Source organism: Pontibacillus halophilus JSM 076056 = DSM 19796, assembly GCF_000425205.1.
Lineage (GTDB): Bacteria > Bacillota > Bacilli > Bacillales > BH030062 > Pontibacillus_A > Pontibacillus_A halophilus.
Genome location: NZ_AULI01000002.1, coordinates 340,332 through 361,182, shown reverse-complemented (window position 1 = coordinate 361,182; position 20,851 = coordinate 340,332). Strand labels below are relative to the sequence as shown.

22 protein-coding genes are annotated in these 20,851 nt (G+C 42.7%); 15 read left to right on the top strand and 7 right to left on the bottom strand.

The genetic code is table 11. The features are described from left to right. Positions 1–92 precede the first annotated feature (92 nt). Complete coding sequence (locus H513_RS0104340; protein ID WP_026799619.1) at positions 93–746, bottom strand: GntR family transcriptional regulator; 654 nt, start codon at positions 744–746, stop codon at positions 93–95. Between the two features lie 282 nt (positions 747–1,028). On the opposite strand from H513_RS0104340, the gene galE reads away from it, so the two are divergent. Further along, on the top strand, positions 1,029–2,030 hold the full coding sequence (gene galE / locus H513_RS0104335) for a UDP-glucose 4-epimerase GalE (protein ID WP_026799618.1): 1,002 nt from the start codon (positions 1,029–1,031) through the stop codon (positions 2,028–2,030). Between the two features lie 82 nt (positions 2,031–2,112). On the opposite strand, the gene H513_RS20810 is transcribed toward galE, so the two are convergent. Next, positions 2,113–2,688 carry a YdcF family protein gene (locus H513_RS20810; protein WP_051239661.1) on the bottom strand — a complete coding sequence of 192 codons (576 nt, stop codon included), beginning with the start codon at positions 2,686–2,688 and terminating at the stop codon, positions 2,113–2,115. Positions 2,689–3,107: 419 nt separating this feature from the next. Between H513_RS20810 and H513_RS0104325 the strand changes: the two genes are divergently transcribed. From H513_RS0104325 to H513_RS19565, 5 genes are all read left to right on the top strand, one after another. Continuing rightward, complete coding sequence (locus tag H513_RS0104325; protein WP_026799617.1) at positions 3,108–3,863, top strand: ABC transporter ATP-binding protein; 756 nt, start codon at positions 3,108–3,110, stop codon at positions 3,861–3,863. A 3-nt stretch (positions 3,864–3,866) separates the two neighbouring features. Then, on the top strand, positions 3,867–4,688 hold the full coding sequence (locus H513_RS0104320; RefSeq protein ID WP_026799616.1) for an ABC transporter permease: 822 nt from the start codon (positions 3,867–3,869) through the stop codon (positions 4,686–4,688). A 181-nt stretch (positions 4,689–4,869) separates the two neighbouring features. After that, on the top strand, positions 4,870–6,483 hold the full coding sequence (locus H513_RS0104315) for an amidohydrolase (RefSeq protein WP_026799615.1): 1,614 nt from the start codon (positions 4,870–4,872) through the stop codon (positions 6,481–6,483). 123 nt (positions 6,484–6,606) lie between these two features. Further along, positions 6,607–7,671 carry a M50 family metallopeptidase gene (locus tag H513_RS0104310; RefSeq protein WP_026799614.1) on the top strand — a complete coding sequence of 355 codons (1,065 nt, stop codon included), beginning with the start codon at positions 6,607–6,609 and terminating at the stop codon, positions 7,669–7,671. 47 nt (positions 7,672–7,718) lie between these two features. Beyond that, a complete protein-coding gene (locus H513_RS19565; protein ID WP_330981682.1) occupies positions 7,719–8,630 on the top strand; it encodes a transposase in 912 nt (303 codons plus the stop codon). On the opposite strand, the gene H513_RS0104300 is transcribed toward H513_RS19565, so the two are convergent. The 3 genes from H513_RS0104300 to H513_RS0104290 form a co-directional block, all read right to left on the bottom strand. Next, positions 8,601–8,849, bottom strand: a complete 249-nt coding sequence (locus H513_RS0104300) for a hypothetical protein (RefSeq protein WP_026799613.1) — start codon at positions 8,847–8,849, stop codon at positions 8,601–8,603. The two genes, H513_RS19565 and H513_RS0104300, sit on opposite strands and share 30 nt — an antisense overlap. A 43-nt stretch (positions 8,850–8,892) precedes the next feature. Beyond that, a complete protein-coding gene (locus H513_RS0104295; protein WP_026799612.1) occupies positions 8,893–9,522 on the bottom strand; it encodes a hypothetical protein in 630 nt (209 codons plus the stop codon). Positions 9,523–9,699: 177 nt separating this feature from the next. Then, entirely contained in the window at positions 9,700–11,256 is a 1,557-nt protein-coding gene (locus H513_RS0104290) for an ABC-F family ATP-binding cassette domain-containing protein (protein ID WP_026799611.1), read from the bottom strand. Between the two features lie 177 nt (positions 11,257–11,433). Between H513_RS0104290 and H513_RS0104285 the strand changes: the two genes are divergently transcribed. The 5 genes from H513_RS0104285 to H513_RS0104265 all read left to right on the top strand — a co-directional run bounded on the left by H513_RS0104285 (position 11,434) and on the right by H513_RS0104265 (position 15,042). After that, complete coding sequence (locus H513_RS0104285; protein WP_026799610.1) at positions 11,434–12,804, top strand: hypothetical protein; 1,371 nt, start codon at positions 11,434–11,436, stop codon at positions 12,802–12,804. A gap of 126 nt (positions 12,805–12,930) precedes the next feature. Beyond that, positions 12,931–13,278 carry a MerR family transcriptional regulator gene (locus tag H513_RS0104280; protein WP_026799609.1) on the top strand — a complete coding sequence of 116 codons (348 nt, stop codon included), beginning with the start codon at positions 12,931–12,933 and terminating at the stop codon, positions 13,276–13,278. Next, a complete protein-coding gene (locus H513_RS0104275; RefSeq protein ID WP_026799608.1) occupies positions 13,271–13,717 on the top strand; it encodes an SRPBCC family protein in 447 nt (148 codons plus the stop codon). Before H513_RS0104280 ends, H513_RS0104275 begins: the two co-directional genes overlap by 8 nt. A 91-nt stretch (positions 13,718–13,808) precedes the next feature. Beyond that, a complete protein-coding gene (locus H513_RS0104270; protein WP_026799607.1) occupies positions 13,809–14,222 on the top strand; it encodes an RrF2 family transcriptional regulator in 414 nt (137 codons plus the stop codon). A gap of 115 nt (positions 14,223–14,337) precedes the next feature. Beyond that, positions 14,338–15,042, top strand: coding sequence for a nitroreductase family protein (locus tag H513_RS0104265; protein WP_026799606.1), 705 nt, complete (start codon positions 14,338–14,340; stop codon positions 15,040–15,042). A 163-nt stretch (positions 15,043–15,205) separates the two neighbouring features. Here the strand turns inward: H513_RS0104265 and H513_RS0104260 are convergent, their stop codons facing one another. Further along, entirely contained in the window at positions 15,206–15,769 is a 564-nt protein-coding gene (locus H513_RS0104260; protein WP_026799605.1) for a glutathione peroxidase, read from the bottom strand. Between the two features lie 165 nt (positions 15,770–15,934). On the opposite strand from H513_RS0104260, the gene fosB reads away from it, so the two are divergent. Further along, positions 15,935–16,366: a metallothiol transferase FosB gene (gene fosB, locus H513_RS0104255; RefSeq protein WP_026799604.1), complete on the top strand. Its 432-nt coding sequence runs from the start codon at positions 15,935–15,937 to the stop codon at positions 16,364–16,366. A 176-nt stretch (positions 16,367–16,542) separates the two neighbouring features. On the opposite strand, the gene H513_RS0104250 is transcribed toward fosB, so the two are convergent. Next, positions 16,543–16,896: a hypothetical protein gene (locus tag H513_RS0104250; RefSeq protein WP_026799603.1), complete on the bottom strand. Its 354-nt coding sequence runs from the start codon at positions 16,894–16,896 to the stop codon at positions 16,543–16,545. Between the two features lie 466 nt (positions 16,897–17,362). Between H513_RS0104250 and H513_RS0104245 the strand changes: the two genes are divergently transcribed. The 3 genes from H513_RS0104245 to H513_RS0104235 are packed head-to-tail and all read left to right on the top strand — an operon-like array spanning position 17,363 to position 20,762. Next, positions 17,363–18,151 carry a carbon-nitrogen family hydrolase gene (locus H513_RS0104245; protein WP_026799602.1) on the top strand — a complete coding sequence of 263 codons (789 nt, stop codon included), beginning with the start codon at positions 17,363–17,365 and terminating at the stop codon, positions 18,149–18,151. Positions 18,152–18,175: 24 nt separating this feature from the next. Continuing rightward, complete coding sequence (locus tag H513_RS19560) at positions 18,176–20,185, top strand: S9 family peptidase (RefSeq protein WP_051239657.1); 2,010 nt, start codon at positions 18,176–18,178, stop codon at positions 20,183–20,185. After that, positions 20,157–20,762 (top strand): pyroglutamyl-peptidase I, encoded by a 606-nt coding sequence (locus H513_RS0104235; protein ID WP_026799601.1) that lies wholly within the window; start codon positions 20,157–20,159, stop codon positions 20,760–20,762. Before H513_RS19560 ends, H513_RS0104235 begins: the two co-directional genes overlap by 29 nt. Positions 20,763–20,851 lie beyond the last annotated feature (89 nt).

Here is a 20,851-nt window from a genome sequence, read left to right as displayed (position 1 = left end):
TATGCTGTAAGACTGTAGAGTTGTGCTTAGGTCATAGAGAAGAGAGGCACTCCCGAATGAGTGCCTCTCTTTCATTTAGATAGCGTGAGCGATTAGTTGAAGATGGAGGTTCGGTTGGCGAGATCGTGCAAGGTGGACATCAAGTGAGCTTGAATAGCATTTTCCAATCTAGTGGAATCCCTTGCTATAAAGGCATCCACAATCTCTCTGTGCTCCGGTAACGATTTCACCTCTTCTAAAGGCGTAGTGTAGAATTCATCCTTTAAGATTAAGTAACAATCCGACCATTGGTGGAGCCTCTCTACATCTTTCAATAGGAACACGTTCGATGTCATCTCTGCAGGATAGGTATGAAATTGCCTGTTGATTTCGAGGAAATCTTCATAGTTCTTCTCTTCATACGCGGTCCGTTCTTTCTGTAGCAACTCCTCCATATACTGAATGTCCTCATCAGTCACCAGTTCAAGAGCCTCAGTAGCTGCGTATTTCTCGATTACCACCCGTAATTTAAATACATCTTCAATCTCTTTATCTGTTGGGTCATACACAAATGCCCCTCTATGTGGCTTTGAAATTAGGAAGCCTTCATTCTCTAAACGTTTAAAAGCAGCACGAATAGGGGTCCTGCTCATATTCAACTCTTTACTAATCCATTCCTCCGTCACACGTTGCCCAGGGTTCAAACGCTTCAGCATGATCGCGCGCTTCACTTTCTCATAAGCTAACTCTTCATTCCGCTTCACCATAGTCCATCTACCTCACAATTGTTTATGACTATTGTATACAATCTGTACCACTATCATAACTCATTCAAGTGGAAATATCTAGTGGGGGTTTGTGGGACGGAGGGACAGGTAAACTGTCCCTCGTGTTTACTTTAGGGGGGACAATGTGCCTGTCCCCTTGTCCCGGTTTATAGTTCTGTACTATGATTAGTTCAATACGTGTTTAATCGTTGCAATATTGTGAAATCTATTGAGGATGATATGTAAGTAAATTAGGTGTGTAGAGAGAAGGAGATGTAAGCGATGAATGTGTTGGTGACAGGAGGGTCTGGTTATATTGGTTCTCATACTTGTGTTCTATTGTTAGAGGCAGGATACAATGTGATTGTTCTAGATAACTATGTAAATAGTAATCATGAGACGTTGAGGCATGTTGAGATGTTATCAAATCGGAGAGTAGTTTCATATGAAGTTGATGTGACAAACGCCAAAGAAATCGACAGTATCTTTAGCTCTCATATGATTGATGGCGTTATCCACTTTGCTGGGCACAAAGCAGTCGGAGAATCAGTTCAGAAGCCATTAGATTATTACATAAATAACCTAACAAGCACGATGGCCTTGTTGAAAGCTTGTGAGAAATATGGAGTTAGTCGCTTTATTTTCAGTTCATCTGCTACTGTCTATGGTGTGAACGATATCCCGTTTAAAGAAACGATTAGTTTATCGCCTGCTACGAATCCATATGGTGAAACGAAAGTGATGTGCGAGAAGATTCTACAAGATGTTAGCGCTTCAAATCCAGATTTAGCAATTGGGATCTTGCGTTATTTCAATCCAGTTGGCTCACACGAAAGTGGAGTGATTGGTGAGAACCCAAAAGGAATACCGAACAACATCATGCCGTACATTACGAAAGTTGCGAAACAAGAATTGAATACTCTTAAAGTGTTCGGAAACGATTATCCTACGACTGATGGCACGGGTGTGCGAGACTACATCCATGTGATGGATTTGGCTGAGGGACATTTAGCTGCTTTTCAGAATATCGAGACGGGGTATCATGTGTACAATTTGGGTACGGGGAAAGGTACTAGTGTACTAGAGTTGATCCAAGCTTTCGAGCAAGCGAATGGTGTTAAAGTCCCTTATGAGATTGCGGAAAGACGACCAGGAGATATCGCAGTGGCCTATGCAGATGTAAGTAAAGCTGAACAACAATTAAACTGGAAAGCTAAACGAAACATAGAAGACATGTGTCGAGACGCATGGAATTATGAACTTGCGGGACAGAGGGACAGGTAAACTGTCCCTCTGTTTTGTTGTTGGAGTTGTTCGTTAGGAGGTAAGGCAGTGTGTGGGACAGAAAACCTGTCCCCCTGTCCCACTAGAAGATGAATAGTCTTAGCCAGTATCCTGTTAGTTTGACGTATTCGGATGTGGAGATTCGGGTGTCGAGTTCTGTGGCGTCGCCTTCTGGTGAGAAGTCAGAGGGGGCGACTCCGTAGGTTAGATCGATTCCAGAGTCTTTGAAGATTTCTTCGAATGTCATCCTTGTTCTACGTGAGTGGTAGTCGCTTGTAACGACGATAGCAGAAGAATAGCCTTTATCCTGCATGATCTTCTTAGTGAGGGTGGCATTTGTGTATGTGCTTGTGGCCTCTGGTTCTTCAATGATGATGTCGCTTGGAATGCCTAGTTGTAGCGCTTCTTCTTTCGTTGTGGCGTTTTCAGTTGAATTTGACAGAATCATAGCTTCAGCACCCATCTCGGCATATAATTCAACGGCATGTTCTAAGCGGCCATCAGCCCCGCTAAGTACAATGATGGCTTCCGATTGTTCTGGATTCTCCTCAATGACTAAGTATGACCTACCAAGTATGAAATAAATCACAATTAATAGAGCTACTAGGCCAATGAAGCCAATGACCGCACCCATACTAATCTTCTTTGCTAGTGTCATTTTAATGAGCAGCTCCTTTTACCTATGGATTTTATTGTGATTTCGGTTAGTTGTCTATTAGGAGTATAACACCTCAGGGGGAGATGATGTTGTTTCAGTCTGTTTAGTCGGTTTAAATAGGAAGGCGTGAGAGGAGAAGTTAGAGGCTTAGAAGGCCAGGACAAAGCATGTGCTGAAACTTTTGAGGAGTGTTGTTCTCCTTTGTATAAATTATCCAATTATATAAGTGTTGATCAAAGATTAGGAGGAATTAATTGGGTTTTGTATAACTATAGTAAATATTGGGTTTCGAAGGAAGTGGTAGTGGCATAGGTTCAGTTGGTCTAATTTCCTATATTGTGCGGATAATAGAAGAATCTTTTTTGGGCGGTACTTTTGGTTAAGGTCGAAGAATTGAAACACAGGGTGGGGGTGAAAGGATGAGTAGTGCAGTTGAGGGAGACGTGCTGACTGTGCACGGGTTATCTAAAAGTTACGGAGACCATAAAGTACTAGATAATGTTACTCTTCACCTGAAGCATGGAGAAATCTTCGGGATATTGGGGAGAAATGGTGTTGGAAAGACTACATTTTTGGAAAGTATCATGGGTCTAAGAAGTTACGAAGCTACAGGGGTCAAGATTTTAGGAGTGGATGCTCGTAAGAATCGTAAAATGCTTACAAACAAGATTGGTGTCCAACCACAAGAAGCAGCCTTGATGCAACGGCAAAAGGTATACGAAATCCTGGAGTTGTTTGCTAGCTTTTATGAGGAACCAACGGATGTACCGCGACTCTTACGTGAGTATAATCTGGATGAGATTTCGACTAAGTATGTAAAGGATTTGTCAGTCGGGCAGCGTCAACGGTTGTTAATAGCCTTGTCTCTAGTAGGAAATCCATCAATATTGGTGTTGGATGAACCGACAGCGGGTTTAGACCCACAGATTCGATGGCTCATATGGGATAACCTAGAGAAGTTAAGAGAAGATGGGAAAACTATCCTAGTGACCACTCATAATATGGAAGAGGCGAGTCAGCTTTGCAATCGAATTGCCATCCTGCACGAGGGAGTATTCGTTGTCTGTGATACGCCAGATACCATTATTTATGATCACTCAGATCCAATTAAGCGATCTCTAGAGTCAGCATTCATTAACTTGACGGGTTCTTACCTGAGAAGGGGAGTTGACTAATGAATGGAAATTAAAACGAGCCCTGATGCTAATCTTGAAGAGTCTAATAGACAAAAGAAGCACCTCTTTAAAGGGTATAATCAACTCACAAAAGCAGGTTTATACGAAATAGTAAGAGAACCAAAGCTCCTGTTTTTTATTCTGTTTTTCCCTTTGCTGTTCCTTTTGTTCTTTGGACTAATGGGGCAAATGGTACCACCTTCTGAGGCGATGGGGTTAAGTTTCTTTGAGTTTATGTTTCCTGGGTTACTGATCTTCGCTTTGATGTCAATTGGCTTATTAGGTACATCCAGCCCGATTGTTGAAATGAGGCAAAAGGGGATTTTGAGGATGTTTGAGCTTAGCCCTTTAGATAAAACCACATTTATCTTTGCACAAATTAGCATTCGCTTCATACTAGCCATGATTCAAATTGGCCTCTTTATGTTATTGGGTTTAATCTTTGGATTCATTACGTTCAGTAACATCGTTCCAATCGTACTGTTGTCGATCGTTGGAGTGGGATTCATGCTTACGCTAGGCTTTTTGTTTGGTTCGATCTTTAAATCGAGTGAAGTCACAAGTGGCGTGCTCGCTGGGATAAGTGCACCGCTTCTTATGTTGAGTGGTGTGTTACTCCCCTTCACGTTATTTCCTGAGTTCATGAAGACAATAGCCATGTTCATTCCATTTACCTACTTAGGGGATGCTATGCGGCAATTGTTCTTCCCAGAGCTCAGAGGGGAATACTCCTTATTCACCAGTATCGCTGTAATCATCGGCTGTACAATCATAGTTTACCTAGCATCCGTCAAAGTCTTCAAATGGAACCTGGATAAGCAGTAGTGGGACGGAGGGACAGGTAATCTGTCCCTTTATTGGGTTCATGTGGGACAGATTACCTGTCCCCCTGTCCCGCTTTAGTCTCTTTTAATGTATCAGAATGATATGGTACTCTCTTTATCTAGTAATTTCTAGCATGTTTTCTAACTAGATGAAATGCAATGTTGTGAAGGAGAGAGTATGTATGCAGACGGTGTATTATGGTGGAAGTATTCTTACAATGGAAGGGGAAGACATGTATGTGGAAGCCCTATTGGTTGAAGGTGGAGTGATCCGTAAGAGGGGAAGTCTAGATTCAATCAATGATGTGGTGGACGGTCCGGTTGAATATGTGAATCTAGAGGGTCAGACGTTAATGCCTTCATTCATTGACCCTCATAGTCACGCATTCTATGTTGGACCGGTTTCACAAATGGCAGATTTAAGTGAGTGCGAGAGTTTCGAGAATGTTGTGGAAACCCTCCAAGCTTATATTAAGGAGAATAGCTTGAGTACCGATGACACAGTCATTGGGTTTGGGTATGATCCTACTGTAATGAAAGAAGGGCTTCATCCTACCAAAGAGGTGTTGGACCGCGTTTCTAGCAACCCAATTTTCGTTATGCATGCTTCTGCTCATATGGGGTGTGCGAATCAAGCGGCATTAGACATTGCGGGGATTGGTGCCTCTACAGAAGAACTAGAAGGCGGAACGATTGGTCGAGTGGAAGGTAGCATGGAGCCAAATGGGTATTTGGAAGAAACGAACATGATGGTGATGCAACAAGCTTTGACAAATGGTAATAACATGGGGCAAATCGCCATGTCCACATTTGAAGATGGTCAACACCTTTACATACGAAATGGAATTACGACCGTGCAAGATGGGGCTTCGACTAAAGATACGATTCAGCTTGGAAAAGCCTTGGCTTCAGCGGGGGAATTAGAAGTGGATGTTGTGGCCTATCCCTTAATGGATGACAATTCTAGAGAGCTTGTCAAAGAGAACAAGGAGTATGTAAATCAGTACCACAATCGTTATAAAATTGGGGGATACAAAACCTTTCTAGATGGGACTCCCCAAGGGAAAACAGCTTGGCTCTCAGAACCCTATGAAGGGGAGGATTCTTACTGCGGCATTGCATGGTACAAGGATGAGGTAGTGGAAGGTCAGGCATTAGAAGCGGTGAAAGATGGCATGCAATTGCTTACCCATTGTAACGGAGATCGAGCAGCAGATCAGTTGTTGAATAGTTATGAAAAAGCTGTGGTGGATACTGGTGTGACAGAAGATTTACGACCTGTCATGATCCATTGTCAGACCACAAGAGAAGACCAACTTGACCGAATGGCTGAACTCTCTATGATTCCGTCGATTTTTGTAGACCATACGTACTACTGGGGAGATGTTCATGTCAAGAATTTAGGTAAAGAACGTGGTGAACGCATAAGTCCCGCTAGAACAGCTTTCGACAAGGGATTGGTCGTGAATTTTCACCAAGACGCTCCGGTAGTTAAGCCCAACATGCTACAAACCATTTGGAGTGCAGTCAATCGAGTGAGTCGAACAGGTGCAATTATTGGTGAGAGTGAGCGGGTTACTGTATATGAAGCCTTAAAAGCCGTCACCATTAACGCAGCTTATATGTACAAGGAAGAAGGGTTGAAAGGTACTCTCGAAGAAGGGAAACTAGCGGACCTAGTTATCCTAAACCAGAACCCATTAAAAGTAAATCCAATGTCCATCAAAGACATCACCGTCACCCAAACCATTAAAGAAGGAAAGACACTATACAAAGTGGGACAGGGGGACAGGTAAAGTGTCCCTGATTGAGAGTGAGACGGCGGGACAGGTTCCCTGTCCCTCCCGCCATCTCCCAATTCGTAGAAGCGATTGTGTTTGAGAGTCTAACGAGTCACACTTCATGATAAGGGTGAGTTAATGAAGCGATCTCCATTTACAAACTATCTTGTAACAATCGGTACTCTTTTTGTAATTTCCATTATGATTCTATTATTACTTCCGTATTATAGTAAAATCATTATTCTACTATGGTGCGGTCTAATTATCTATTATATTAGCCTTTTTCTCCATGAATTAGGCCACATAGTGATGGGTTATCACAACAAATGGAAATTTCTATTTCTCTCTATTGGGCCAATCTCACTATCTAATTCAACTGGAAGATTAACCATAGAAAAGAATGTATTTGGGAATTATCTTGGTGGATTTGCTGGTGTAGCTCCACCTATAACGTCAAGACCTAAGCGGAAGAGCTTTCTCCTTTTTTATGCTGGTGGGCCATTAACTAGTTTATTGTTTTTTGTAATTGGTTTAGTATTCTGGCTAAATTATGATACACTTTATCTCTTTTTCTTTATGATCTTCAATCTGATCTTATTTGTGACATCTGCACTGCCATATAAGGAAGCGGATGGTGGGAATATAGTAGACCTCATTAAAGATCCAACTGTAACCGAACGATATACATTAGCATTACAGGTTACAGGGGAGATGTTAACAAGTAAAAGGCCAAAAGAATGGGATGAAACGTTAATCCATCTATGTGAAGCTTTTACGGAAGACTACTTTGAAGATTTCCCTAATTTATATATGTTTCTTTTCTATTACTATTATGATTATGGCAATCTATCTAAGGCAATTACGTTTATTGAAACGTATCTAAAGAATAGTCCAAACGATGGTGATAAATTAACTACGGGTCTCTTTTATAGTGTATTTCTATCTCACAAATTCATCTTCGATCGACACTATGTAGAGTCAGTGGATATTGATCGTAGCTTTCTTCAACATGTATCGAAAGTGGATTCTGTCAACTACTACCGGGTGAAAGCCATTCAAGCTTATTTGCGAAACGACATAGAAAATACAGAATTGGCACTCGAAAAATCAGAAAAATCGTTAACTTTCTTAAAAGCCTTAAGTATATATAGAGTAGAAAAGCAATTGACCCAATCAGTAAGAAATGAGATGAAACTAAGTTAGGTAAGGAAGTAAATGGGACAGAGGGACAGGTAATCTGTCCCTTTTTCATGTGGAAGGCAGGGAACTTTGCCTTCATGCTAGAAGTATATAGCTTGTTAGCTTCCACGTACCACCTACCCCAAATTGAGAGGAGCACCCCCTTGCCTAGAACCCCTCGGAAGAAAAGCCGCACTGGCATTTACCATGTTATTATCAGAGGCGTTAATCGCCAAACGATTTTTGAGAATCGTGAGGATAGGGCGATGTATGTAAGGACGTTGGCGCGTTACAAGAAGAAAAGTAAGTTTGAGCTATACAGTTACTGTCTCATGAATAATCATGTCCATCTGCTCGTGAAGGAGGTGGACGAGCCGATTTCAGTTGTGATGAAGCGGTTAAATTCGAGTTATGTTCATAACTACAATGTGAAATATGACCGTGTGGGCCATTTGTTTCAAGAGCGGTTCAAAAGTGAATGTGTGGAGGATCGTGACTATTTTATGACGCTGCTAAGGTACATCCATCAGAACCCTTTAAAGGCCGGAGTAGTGAAAAGTGTGTGGGACTCGCCATGGACGAGTGTGCATGAGTACATTAGTATTCCGAAGTATGTAGATGTTGACCGTGCTCTGAAAGTGATCGGTAAAGATCGAAAGGATGCCATTGCTAGATTTATTTCGCTAATGGAAGAGGTGGTGGATGACAGCTGTATGGAATACATGGACACGGTCAGACTATCGGACGAAGAAATAAGAGAGTATCTAGTACAACTTGGCGTGGCGAATAGTAGTATACTTCAGAGGATGAACGTGACGGAGCGTAATCATATTCTAGTGGAACTTTCCTCATTAAAGGGAGCTTCATACCGGCAATTAGAGAGGGTAACTGGAATCTCGAAAAGTGTAATTCAACGTCTGAAGAGGAGGGACAGTTTACCTGTCCCTCTGTCCCTACATCATCAGAGTAATCACACCGAATAGATTCAATGCTACTGCTGTGCATGCGATGGCTAATCCAGATTCACCTCGGAGCTTAATTTCTCTGACAGCCATGAGCGCTAAGATGAAACCAGCGATGTTTAGGATACTGCCTTTCTCCGCTAATAGTGGACCGATAATCGCCAATGTGCCAATTAGGATTGAGCCAAGCGCTTTCTTGTTCATTGCTTTTATTCCAGCTGTGTGGGTTGCTTCGTTCATTTGAAGTCTCCTTGTCGATCACAATAATTAAACCTTCATTATTCTACCACGTTTGACTAGTGACGTGGGACAGTTTACCTGTCCCCATGTCCCGCGTGACTTGGTCGACGGTGGTTTCGATGTAGCCGATGATTTGATTGAAGGTGAATACTTGTAGTGGGAGGTGTAAGGTTTCTTGTTCGTATTCTAAGTCAGGTAGGACGCATGTTTTAAAGGCTTGAACGTCGGTTGCGTTCACTTCATCTAAGTCGAAGATGGTAGCGGGTGACTCGAGCGTTTTCTTAATTTCGTTCCGATAGCCATAGAACTCGAGTAGTTTCCCATTTAAGATTTCAAAGTCCTTGTAGTAAAGAGGGGCTAGCTCTTTCTTCTCCATACGGTTTTTAAGCCATGGTAAATAGAAGCCAGTTAACCAAAGGTGATCAGCAACAAGATGTGTGTAATAACCTTGTACGTAAGGTTCATGCGCTTCTGAATTATACTTATTTAAGAACGCTTCGTAATCAATTGACCTCGAATTGTCTTCTACATCCCCTTTAAAGAAGTGAGTTGTGTCTTTCTCCGATGCGGCATCAGGGGCAATTCCACCTAGTAAGAAATCCGTCCTTTGTTCCATAGAAAGCCGGTTGGCGATACGATTTCCAATGACCAAGTGCATCAATCTTGATCCCACTCTCCTCATCACCTTTCCACATTGTGATTATACCCATATAATGGTAATTAACATAAGGTTACCACAGATGGAAATCCAATTGAAGGAATATCCCTTGTGAGGGACAGGGGGACAGGTTATTTGTCCCACTTCTCGTCCTAATTTAAAAGCAGCTCCCTCAGTAGGAGCTGCTTCTTATTAAAATACTTTTGTCGTCCAGTCTTCGCAGTTCCACGTTTCCGTTACGATGTCTTTGTAGAAATCAGGTTCGTGGGAGATGAGCAAGACGCTGCCTTTATATTCTTTAAGCGCGCGTTTTAACTCTTCTTTCGCATCAACGTCAAGGTGATTCGTCGGTTCGTCAAGTACGAGAAGATTGGTTTCTTTGTTAATCAGTTTGCAAAGGCGAACTTTTGCCTTTTCGCCTCCGCTCAGCACTTGCACTTTACTTTCAATGTGCTTCTTCGTGAGGCCGCAACGAGCGAGGGCTGCGCGAACTTCATATTGTGTGAAGTGACGGAATTCCTCCCACACTTCTTCAATACACGTATTCTGACTCGTCTCTTTCAATTCTTGTTCGAAATAGCCTATATGCAAGTGTTCACCCAGCTGTACATCGCCTGATACAGGTTGAATTTCGCCTAAGATACTTTTTAATAGGGTCGTTTTCCCGATTCCGTTCGCGCCAGAAAGAGCAATCTTTTGTCCGCGCTCCATGGATAAGTTCAACGGACGGGAGAGTGGTTCGTCATAGCCGATTACCAAGTCTTTCGTTTCGAATAGATACTTGCCTGGTGTACGTGCTTGCTTAAAGTTAAACGTAGGCTTTGGCTTCTCTGAATCGAGTTCGATAACGTCCATCTTATCAAGTTTCTTCTGTCGGGACATCGCCATCTTACTCGTGGCTGCGTTTGCCTTGTTTCTGGCAACGAAGTCCTTCAAGTTGGCGATTTCCTTCTGTTGCTTCTTAAACGCGGCTTCTTTCTGCTGCTTCTTCATCTCATAGACACTCAAGAACTCGTCATAGTCGCCTGGATAGCGAGTGAGTTCTTGGTTTTCCATATGATATATGAGGTTGACGACACTATTTAGGAATGGAATGTCGTGGGAGATCAATATAAATGCGTTCTCATACTGCTGCAAATAAGTGCGAAGCCATTCAATATGCTCGACGTCCAAGTAGTTCGTTGGCTCATCAAGTAGTAGAATGTCTGGCTTTTCAAGTAATAATTTAGCCAACAGTACTTTCGTACGTTGACCGCCACTCAAGTCGTGGACATCGCGGTCGAACCCAATCTCATTCAAGCCAAGACCGTTTCCTACTTCTTCAACTTTAGCATCAATGATGTAAAAGTCGTTGTTCGTCAATTCGTCTTGAATGCGCCCTGTCTCCTCGAGTAGTTCTTCTAATTCCTCTGGCTCGACTTCGCCCATTTTCGCAAACATGTTGTTCATTTCTGTTTCCATATCAAACAAGTATTGGAACGCAGTACGCAGCACATCACGAATGCTCATGCCTTGCTGCAAATCAGCGTGCTGGTCAAGATACCCGATGCGGACACGCTTCGACCATTGAATCTTGCCAGCGTCCGGTTCCAACTTGCCGGTAATAATATTCATAAAGGTTGACTTTCCTTCGCCATTTGCGCCAATTAGCCCAATATGCTCGCCTTTCAGCAGGCGGAAAGATACATCTTCAAATATTGCACGATCCCCAAATCCATGACTGAGGTTCTTTACTGTGAGTAAGCTCATCGTTCTAACACCTTTTCCTTCAAAAATTCATGCTTCTATATTATATAGAAGATAAACGAAATTCGATAGGGGGGGACGGAGGGACAGGTTCCTCGTCCCGCTGGGACAAGGAACCTGTCCCCCCGTCCTACTGCATATGGTATATACTGTATACGTACATAGAAAGGGGAGAGTGGGTTGAAGTATTCCGTGATAGAGAAATTGATGTGGTATTTGCCGAGTAGTCCTGTACTTACGTATGTAGCTGACGAGGAAATAGAAGGGTTTTATTCACTTGTTGATAGCAAGGGTAATCTGTATGGCTACATCGAAGTGTCGGATGAGGGGCACTTCAACAATATTGGAATTGACCTCTTGCCTGAGGAGGTTCCAGAAGAGTGGAAATCTCAGTGGAAGACAACGTTAACTTATGAAGAGCTAAAGGGACGGGCTGAATCGTTTGTTCATGAATTTTGTCAATATGAGGTGACATTTAGTTCTTCGTTTGATTGGGGAGATGGGGAATTCATGTTCATGTTTGAGGCGCTTGATGAAGAGTTAGACATTCTGCTTCCGAACACTGGGAGCATCATTACGTTCAACCAGTACGGTTTTCTTCAAGCGGCGTCGGTGTTTCCGAAGCCTGAGGGCATTCGTTATCCTGAAATCAAGGTGAGTGAAGAGGAGGCTTATTCCATTCTAATGAAGGAACCGTTAATCGAGCTAGGGATCGATATGGAACAAGCGACACCGAAGCTTCAATACATCCCTGTGCATGAAATTATGGGAGTTACGGTAGATGGTGACATTTCAAGGGTATTCGATGAGAATCCTGAAGTTAAACCTGTCTTCAAAGAACTACCGGCTTCAACAACTACGACGGCCATTGAATCATTGCTCGGCGTTCCGGGCCACTATAAGAAATATGAAGCAATTGGTAGTCGTATATGGTGGCAGGAACCTAAGGAAGAGGTTGAAGAGGGTGATGAGCCAATCTTAATGGACGTTTCAGAAGAAGGATATGTGCTGATTCGTTCGAGTACACTTGCTCCTACAAACTACTCCAATCCCCTGCCAAAGTCTCAGCTATACCAAGCGGCAGTTGAGTTGCTTTATGCTGTCGAACCAGAGGTGAATGCGTACTACAAATATGTGTTCGACGGTGAAGAGGCATTTGAATTTGACGGCATGGAATGGGAGGAAGGTGACGAGGAGCCAACAGAAATCTTTACCTTCCAACCGTTCTATAAGGGCATCCCAGTGAACAGTGAGACAGCCTACGTACATGTGGGTTACTTTACGGGCTTTGTTCGAGACGCGACAATACCGACTGTTCAAAAGGAGCACTTCCAAGCGTTCACGACCACACCTACACTAAATTTCCAACAAGCACAAGAGATCTATACAAAGGACTTACTAGTTAAATTAAGCCGAACGAGTGAAGAAGATGGATTCGACCTCATGTACAGAATGGACGTGCCAAAATCGGCCAGATTCATTGAAAAAATTGACGCCCACACAGCAGAAGTCACCTATGTCGAATCCGGCATTGTAGAAGAGAGGGACTGAGGGACAGGTACCTCGTCCCTCTAGCGGGACAAGGAACCTGTCCCTCTCGTCCCACTCCGTCCCATCTGCTGTTGACTGTGTGGTGCGCTACATCGTTTATACTGGAAGTTGAGGTGGACATGGTGCATGTATAAAGTTAGTGAATTTGCAGAGATGACGGGTCTTACGAAGGAGACATTGCGTTATTATGCGCACGTTGGTCTAGTAGAACCAGCCTACATAGACCCTAGCAACAATTATCGCTATTACGATAACCATTCATTCTTGCTCGCGAAGATGCTTGTGAAACTCCGAAGCTTTGGATTTACGATTCAAGAGATGAAATCGGTTATGGAGGATGAGTCTTTCGAAAACTTGGAAGCACTCTTGATTAAGAAACAAGAGAGAATAGAAGAAGAAATGAAACAACTAGGTGAGAAAAGAGACGAGATTGAAGCATTTCTAAAAGAAGGAAGGGGCGAACACGTTGATTAAGTGGGAAGAAGAACGCACCATCAACAGCAATATTGAGACGATTTGGGAGTTCTTTAAAGAAGAGAATATGTATAAGATCATGCCAAATGTCGTTGAAAATGAACCCGTAGAAACGAAAGAAGGAGAAGTAGGGTCGATTTATAGGCAAAGTTATAAAGAGGGGAAACGTGTGGAAACATATCTCGTTGAAACACTTGAGTACACGAATACCCCAAATAACAAACATAAACGCATTGCATTTGAGCTTGGCAAAGCGTTTAAGATCGATTTGTCTTTCACCCTACACAAAATTGATGAAGGTCATACAAGATTCGTTTATTCAGGACAAAATGAAGGCATCAACTTCATTGGCCGCGTTCTCGTAAAGCTAGGTGGAGAGAAGAACAACAAAAAAGTCGTCGATGACTTTATGAACCGCGTCGAACAAGCTGCCGTATAGAGGGAGAGACAGAGGGACAGGTTCGTTGTCCCTCTCTTTTGACTTCTCTTTCTATATGTAGGACAATGGATTGAGGTAGAGAGGTGTTAGTATGGTAGAGAAAGCGTCGAATACAAAGTGGTTTGGCATGGCGGTGCAGGCGTTAATTGTTCTAGCAAACTACGAAGGTCTGTGTCCAAGTGGCAAGCTTGCAGAAAAGCTTGAATCGAAGTCCGTCTTCTTGAGAAAGATTCTAACCCACCTTGTAAAGGCAGGGATTATTCAGGCGAAGGAAGGCCGTGACGGAGGCTATTCTCTTGTGAAAGAGCCAAGTGAACTGTATTTATCCGAGGTGTACGAAGCGATGAGAGCTGAAACGTTGCCGAAGGATTTCTTAGACGTTGAACAAAAAGGCTGTTTTCTCCCAAATACTCGAGAGGCGTTGTGTGAGCTTCGTGAAGAGATGGAGAACTGGATTTTGGCAGGCTTAAAAGAGAAGACGTTAGCGGATTTATTAAGAGATTAGAAGACGAAACAACGTGGTTTCGTTTTTTTATGTGAGCAACTGTTCTTGACTTTAGAACAGTTTAAGGGATATACTGTTCTTGTAAAAGATACAGTTTCGAGAGGGGAATTACAGTATGTCTGATAAAACAATGAGTAAAGAAGATTATTTAAATAAAGCGAAAGATCTTGGTTCTGCTGAAGCACCAAAACAGTTGGATACAACTGATTTCTTCACAATCGCAGAAGAGCGTCGTTCTGTGCGTCAATACGACCCTTCACACAAAATGGAAGAAAGCGAAATCCGTGAATTGCTAGAAACTGCAATTCAGGCTCCTTCTTCTTCTAACCTACAGCCTTGGAGATTCCTAGTGATTCAAGACCAAGCTGCTAAAGAAGAATTGCTACCAATCGCATTTAACCAGCAACAAATCGTGGATGCGTCCATTGTCGTTGCTATTCTTGGCGACACAGATGCATACAAGAAAGCTGGAGAAATCTACGGGAATCTAGTAGAAATGGGTCGCATGCCGAAAGATATGGCTGACACGTATATTAACAGCATTCACCAAACTTACGGTGGTTTCACTGATGAGAAACGTAAAAACGTTGCAATGATCGACGGTGGTCTTGTAGCGATGCAACTGATGCTTGCTGCAAAAGCAAAAGGTCTTGACACAGTACCAATGGGCGGCTTCAAGGAAGATGAATTCAAAGCAACATTCAACATTCCAGAAGGCGTAGAGCCAGTAATGCTTCTATCTGTAGGTAAAGGTGCGAAAGCAGGATTCGATAAGAACCGTCTACCACTTGACGATGTGCTTCAGTGGGATAAATACTAAGTATAGCAGGAAAAGACGAGCGAAATCCGCTCGTCTTTTTTATTTTAATTTATTACTGACATGTCTCGATTCATTCATGAAGAGATTGTCACCAAGTCAGATTAAAAGTAGGCTGTTGAATACGTAAATAAGAAAGGCGAGCGCATCCGCCCGCCTTTCTTATTTATACCGTTACCTTTTTGAGCAACGCTTCAATGTCTGCTTCCATATCAATTGGATCTGTGGTAGGCTCGAAACGCTTCACGATTTCGCCTTCTGAAGAAACAAGGAATTTCGTGAAGTTCCACTTGATGGAGTGGGAGTCAACTAAGTATTCTGGGTGCTTTTCATTCAATAGTGGTATTAGAATCTTGGCAACTGGATGCCATTTGTTGAATCCTTGGAACGGGATGGATTCTGATAGGTATTGAAATAATGGATGAGCATTTTCGCCGCGTACGTCTGTTTTCTGGAAAAGTGGGAATGATACTCCATAGTTCAGCATGCAAGCCGTTTGAATTCGGTCGTTGCTATCAGGTTCTTGGTTATCGAATTGATTACATGGGAATCCTAGAATTTCAAACCCTTTAGAGTGGTAGCGGTCGTATAACTTCTGAAGGTCTTCATATTGATACGTGAATCCACATCGCCCCGCCGTATTGACGACGAGAAAGACCTTTCCTTTATAGTCGCTTAGCGATTTCTCTGAGCCATTCATCATTGTGGCTGTGTAATCATAAATAGACATTTGTTTGTCCCCCTTAAATTCTGTCACATTCCAGTCGTAATTCGTCTCTTTATATGTATAGGAAGGTGTTCGTTGCTATGTAACTATAGTTTAAATAGAGTGAACATGCAACTTTTATACTATACCCTTGCAAGAAATGGATAAACCTTATAAGGAGGAATTCCTATGAAAATTACAGGATTAAACCATTTGCTTTTCTCTGTCTCAGACTTGAAACGCTCCATTCAATTCTATCAAGAAGTCTTTGATGCAGAGTTGCTCGTTGTGGGAGAGAAGACCGCTTACTTCGATCTAGCTGGCATGTGGCTTGCGTTAAATGAAGAGCGTGATATTCCTCGTCATGACATCCATCACTCCTACACACACATCGCTTTTTCAGTGCCAGAAGAAGAAATTGAGTCAGAGCGGGAACGCCTTGAACAGATTGGTGTACATATCCTTCCAGGGCGCGAACGTTCTAATCGGGACAGGGAATCCGTTTATTTCACAGACCCTGATGGCCACAAATTCGAATTTCACACCGGTACTCTAAAGGAACGACTACATTATTATCGAGAAGAAAAGCCTCATATGAAATTTAATGAGAGTGGTTATTAGAAGAATTGTTGGCTTTTTTTCTAAGGTAAATGAAGGGTAGCGGAGTATAATAGCTGGGGAGTTAGATTGTTTGTTCTAAGCATCTATGGCATACGAGTAGCGGTTATATGCTGTTAATAGCAACAAGGGAAGGAGATTAACTCCTTCCCTTGTTGCGTGATCTAATTTAGTTAGTGTTATGCAGGTTCAAATTCTAGTGTGTTTAAGCTCATTGTAATTCCGTACGTGTAAGTGGCTACGATGCCTGTATTGTCGTAATAGGCTTCGTCAATGGCTCTTAAATTATCGCTAGATAAATCACCTGAGATTGGTAGGCTAGAGGCGACCGATCCTACATAACTTATTAAGCTTTTTGTATTGCTATATTTATATTCGTACATGTTCTCAACTTCGTCTTCAGTAATGTATACCGTATACGATTCTCCTGCCACTCCAGCTTCTACAATTTGGGATTGACTGACTCCGAAACTAACGAAGAAGATTAAAGCCATAGAGAGTGTTCCGAGTGTGAGTCTTACTGCTTTTTTCATGAAATCTCTCCTTTGAAGTAGTATGAGTAAACGCTAACATAGAAATTCCGAGTCAGAAACACATTTGTTAATAGTTGGTTATAAAGTCAGGGGTTCTGATGATGCATTATTCTGTAGTTATAGAAGATGTCAAAGACGTATCATCGTTTCCATGTAGAGCCTTTTACGATTTGTTCTTACATAATGGGAAATATTTCTAAATGAGAATATTTTACTATAGGAACGATGAAGGGTTCTTTCTTGAATTTCAAACTGTAAACCATCTTGAGTGTCTACAAAAATTTAAATTTATTCCCCTCTTTACCTCATACAATAGACTTTTCTCTAAGTTGTTTTGCATAACATCGTACGTTTAGCTCTACAAGATCAAATTCTCCCATTCTACGTATCATTCAAATCATTTACGTTAGAAAAGATTTTCCTGTATGATGGAATTATTCGAATAATCAGGAAAGTGGGTGAGGATGTGAAGTATGCCTTGTATCAAATGGATATTATAGCTGGGGAGCCAGAGGCGAATCGGCAGAAGGTAAGGAGTTGGGTAGAAAGAACGGTTCAAGAAGAGAAGCCAGATCTTATTGTGTTGCCTGAGATGTGGACAACGGCGTACACGTTGCCCCAATTAAAGGATGTCGCAGACCAGAATGGAGAGCCTACTCTATCCTTTCTGAAAGAACTCGCGAAAGAATTTGGAATCCATATTATCGGTGGTTCTGTTGCGAATCAGGTCGATGAAAGGATATATAACACAGCAATTGTTGTAAATAAAGAAGGAGAGCTCGTGCATACGTACAACAAAATTCACTTGGTCCCAATGTTGAATGAGCCAGCGTACTTAGACGGCGGGGAAGAGTCTGTTCAAGTCTTTGAACTTGATGGGATTAAGATGGGAGTCTTAATTTGTTATGATTTACGTTTCCCTGAAGTAAGTCGTCAGCTTGCACTAGCTGGTGTACAAGTCCTCCATGTTGTTGCGGAATGGCCTTCAGCACGTCGAGAGCATTGGAAGACTCTTCTTCAAGCCCGAGCCATTGAGAATCAAATGTATGTCGTCTCCTGCAACCGGGTGGGAGCCTATGATGGGACTGAATTTGCAGGAACCTCCATGTTTATTGACCCATGGGGAACGTGCCATGCAATAGGCGATGTGCAAGAGGAAGAGACAATCCGTGGCGCACTTCAACTTGACGAAGTCCCACGTATTCGTGAAGAAGTACCTGTCTTCAAGAGCCGTGTGCCGAATTTATACAAGTAAACTAACTGAAAAGGGAGTATGGTTATGAAAAAAGTTTCACATACCGATTTACCACAGTTAACGTTTCCGATGAATCCCGTTCTGTCTCCAGACGGTAAACGGGTTATTTATACATTAAAAACCATTAATGATAAGCATGATTACGAAACTCATTTATATCATGTGGACTTACATAGTAAAGAAGTGTCTCAATGGACATATGGGGATGGCAACGACCATTCTCCTACGTGGTCACCCGATGGAATGAAACTTGCATTTGTCTCGAAGCGTTCTGGGAAATCTCAAATCTGGTCAATGGCTGCGAATGGAGGAGAGGCCAAGCAGATAACAGATCTACCTGTTGATGTTGGCAACCCTGTATGGTCTCCTGATGGTCGTGAACTTCTCTTTTCTGTCTCCTTACATAAAGGACAATCGTTAGAGGATGGGTTGGATAAAGAAGATGAACAGAAGAAGGCGTTGGTTGTTGAAACGCTAGACTATAAAGCTGACGGAGTTCATGAAATTCGAGAGAAGAAGAAATCTCATATTGGGGTTGTCAACGTAGAGAATGGGGAGGCGAAATTACTACTAAGAGGAGAAAAGAGTGTAAAATCGATCACTTATTCACCTGATGGCGAGAGAGTAGCTTTCGTACGAGAAGATGCAACAGAAGAACCGCCATACCGAAGCACAGAGATTGTGGTCCGTTCCCAGCATTCAGATGTTGAACAAATATTGACACCTCAAGTAGGGTCCTATTATGACCCAGCTTATTCTCTTGACGGCCGGTACATTGCGTATATCGGACATCACTATGAGTATGCCGGTGCAACACTTTATAACATATACGTATATGACACGGTTACACAAGAGACTCGAAACCTTACGGAGAATTGGAAATGGAATATAGGAGACTATCAAATTGGTGATACAGCGCTCGGTGGTGGAGCATTGTTGCAATGGGGAAATCATGGCGTTCTCTATTTTCTCTCTACAGAAAATGGACGAACAAACGTGTACAGCGTAACGCTAGATGGGACAATAGAAGCCGTCACAACAGGTAACCAGCACGTATTCTCCTATACGCTATCACCGGAGGCAGGTAACCTTGTCATTGGCAGTAGTGCTGTACATAACCCAGGAGAGTTTTATTTCGGTCGTACAGATGGGTTCCAAAAGGAACAGCTAACAAATCACCAACAGTCCTTCCTCGAGGATTACTCACTCGGCAATGTAGAACAGTTCCATTACGAAAGTGAGGACGACTGGGAGGTAGAAGGGTGGCTCATGACACCTCCAGACTTTGAACCGTCTAATACGTATCCGCTTGTGCTTGAAGTTCACGGAGGCCCACACATGATGTATGGATACAGCTTCTTCTTTGAGTTTCAACTTCTAGCTGCTAAAGGGTATGTGGTTCTTTACACGAATCCACGGGGAAGTGAAGGATATGGACAGGAGTTCGTAGATGCTTGTCGAGGCGATTATGGTGGTAAAGATTACGCCGATGTTATGAATGGCGTTGATTATGCGCTTAAGAACTACTCTTTCCTAACAGAAGACGAGCTTTACGTAACGGGTGGAAGCTACGGTGGATTTATGACGAACTGGATTGTTGGCAAGACAGACCGTTTTAAAGCTGCTGTCACACAGCGTTGTATTTCTAATTGGCAAAGCTTCTATGGCGTTAGCGATATTGGCTACTTTTTCACAGATTGGGAGATTGGCAAGCATGCCTATCAGGACCCTGAGAAAATGTGGGAGCATTCTCCGATTCGTCTAACACCACAAATGGACACGCCATTACGTATTTTACATGGGGAACAAGATTACCGTTGCCCGATCGAACAAGGAGAGCAACTTTATGTGGCGTTAAAGCAGCAAGGGAAGGATGTCTCATTCGTCCGATTCCCGAATGCCGACCACAATCTCTCGCGCACGGGGCACCCGTCTCTCCGGATGGAACGCCTTCATTATTTAGTCGACTGGTTTGAAACGTACCGCTATGAGGAGGCCAAACAGCATGAAGAAACTACTGTTAACCGGGTTTGAACCGTTTCTTGGCAACGAAATTAACCCAACTGAATCAATTGTCCGTGAACTAGATGGGGTCAAAACAGAACACTACGAGATTGTAGGTGCCGTATTACCAGTTGACTTCAAAGAGACGGCAACAAAACTTGATGAATGGCTAGACAAGGAGCAGCCGGATGATGTGATGCTTCTTGGGCTTGCGGCCGGGCGAAACCGCATTACGCCAGAGCGCATCGCCATTAATATCAATGATGCAGAAGCAGATAATCGTGGCTATAGACCAGATGGAGAACGTATTGAAGAAGATGGTCCCGATGGTTATTTTTCAACGCTACCGATTCGTGATATGGTACATGATCTTCGGGAGCAAGGGTACCCTGCCGAAATTTCCAATACGGCAGGTGCGTATCTATGCAATCATGTGATGTACCATTTCCTTCATCGTGCCAAAGAAGAGGGATGGGAGACAAGGGGCGGATTCGTTCATATTCCTGCCTCACATGAACTTGCCTTAACTCATTCGAAACTCCCTAGCTGGTCTCACCGAGATTTAAGAGACGCCGTGCTTACCATGATTGGAACTCTCAAACGATAAACGATAAGCAAAAAGAAGCAATCCATGGCTTTATACAAGCGGTGGATTGCTTTAATTTGTCTCAGAAACGTGTGTAATGGAGTATAGAA

What these genes read in the sequence shown, in the direction of transcription:
- H513_RS0104315 (WP_026799615.1), top strand. Translation starts at nt 4,870, where the DNA reads ATGCAGACGGTGTATTATGGTGGAAGTATTCTTACAATGGAAGGGGAA.
- H513_RS0104320 (WP_026799616.1), top strand. Translation starts at nt 3,867, where the DNA reads ATGGAAATTAAAACGAGCCCTGATGCTAATCTTGAAGAGTCTAATAGA.
- H513_RS19560 (WP_051239657.1), top strand. Translation starts at nt 18,176, where the DNA reads ATGAAAAAAGTTTCACATACCGATTTACCACAGTTAACGTTTCCGATG.
- H513_RS0104270 (WP_026799607.1), top strand. Translation starts at nt 13,809, where the DNA reads ATGGTAGAGAAAGCGTCGAATACAAAGTGGTTTGGCATGGCGGTGCAG.
- H513_RS19565 (WP_330981682.1), top strand. Translation starts at nt 7,719, where the DNA reads ATGTGGAAGGCAGGGAACTTTGCCTTCATGCTAGAAGTATATAGCTTG.
- H513_RS0104325 (WP_026799617.1), top strand. Translation starts at nt 3,108, where the DNA reads ATGAGTAGTGCAGTTGAGGGAGACGTGCTGACTGTGCACGGGTTATCT.
- H513_RS0104340 (WP_026799619.1), bottom strand. Translation starts at nt 746, where the DNA reads ATGGTGAAGCGGAATGAAGAGTTAGCTTATGAGAAAGTGAAGCGCGCG.
- H513_RS0104300 (WP_026799613.1), bottom strand. Translation starts at nt 8,849, where the DNA reads ATGAACGAAGCAACCCACACAGCTGGAATAAAAGCAATGAACAAGAAA.
- H513_RS0104290 (WP_026799611.1), bottom strand. Translation starts at nt 11,256, where the DNA reads ATGAGCTTACTCACAGTAAAGAACCTCAGTCATGGATTTGGGGATCGT.
- H513_RS20810 (WP_051239661.1), bottom strand. Translation starts at nt 2,688, where the DNA reads ATGACACTAGCAAAGAAGATTAGTATGGGTGCGGTCATTGGCTTCATT.
- H513_RS0104260 (WP_026799605.1), bottom strand. Translation starts at nt 15,769, where the DNA reads ATGTCTATTTATGATTACACAGCCACAATGATGAATGGCTCAGAGAAA.
- H513_RS0104310 (WP_026799614.1), top strand. Translation starts at nt 6,607, where the DNA reads ATGAAGCGATCTCCATTTACAAACTATCTTGTAACAATCGGTACTCTT.
- H513_RS0104280 (WP_026799609.1), top strand. Translation starts at nt 12,931, where the DNA reads ATGTATAAAGTTAGTGAATTTGCAGAGATGACGGGTCTTACGAAGGAG.
- H513_RS0104265 (WP_026799606.1), top strand. Translation starts at nt 14,338, where the DNA reads ATGTCTGATAAAACAATGAGTAAAGAAGATTATTTAAATAAAGCGAAA.
- H513_RS0104250 (WP_026799603.1), bottom strand. Translation starts at nt 16,896, where the DNA reads ATGAAAAAAGCAGTAAGACTCACACTCGGAACACTCTCTATGGCTTTA.
- fosB (WP_026799604.1), top strand. Translation starts at nt 15,935, where the DNA reads ATGAAAATTACAGGATTAAACCATTTGCTTTTCTCTGTCTCAGACTTG.
- H513_RS0104235 (WP_026799601.1), top strand. Translation starts at nt 20,157, where the DNA reads ATGAAGAAACTACTGTTAACCGGGTTTGAACCGTTTCTTGGCAACGAA.
- galE (WP_026799618.1), top strand. Translation starts at nt 1,029, where the DNA reads ATGAATGTGTTGGTGACAGGAGGGTCTGGTTATATTGGTTCTCATACT.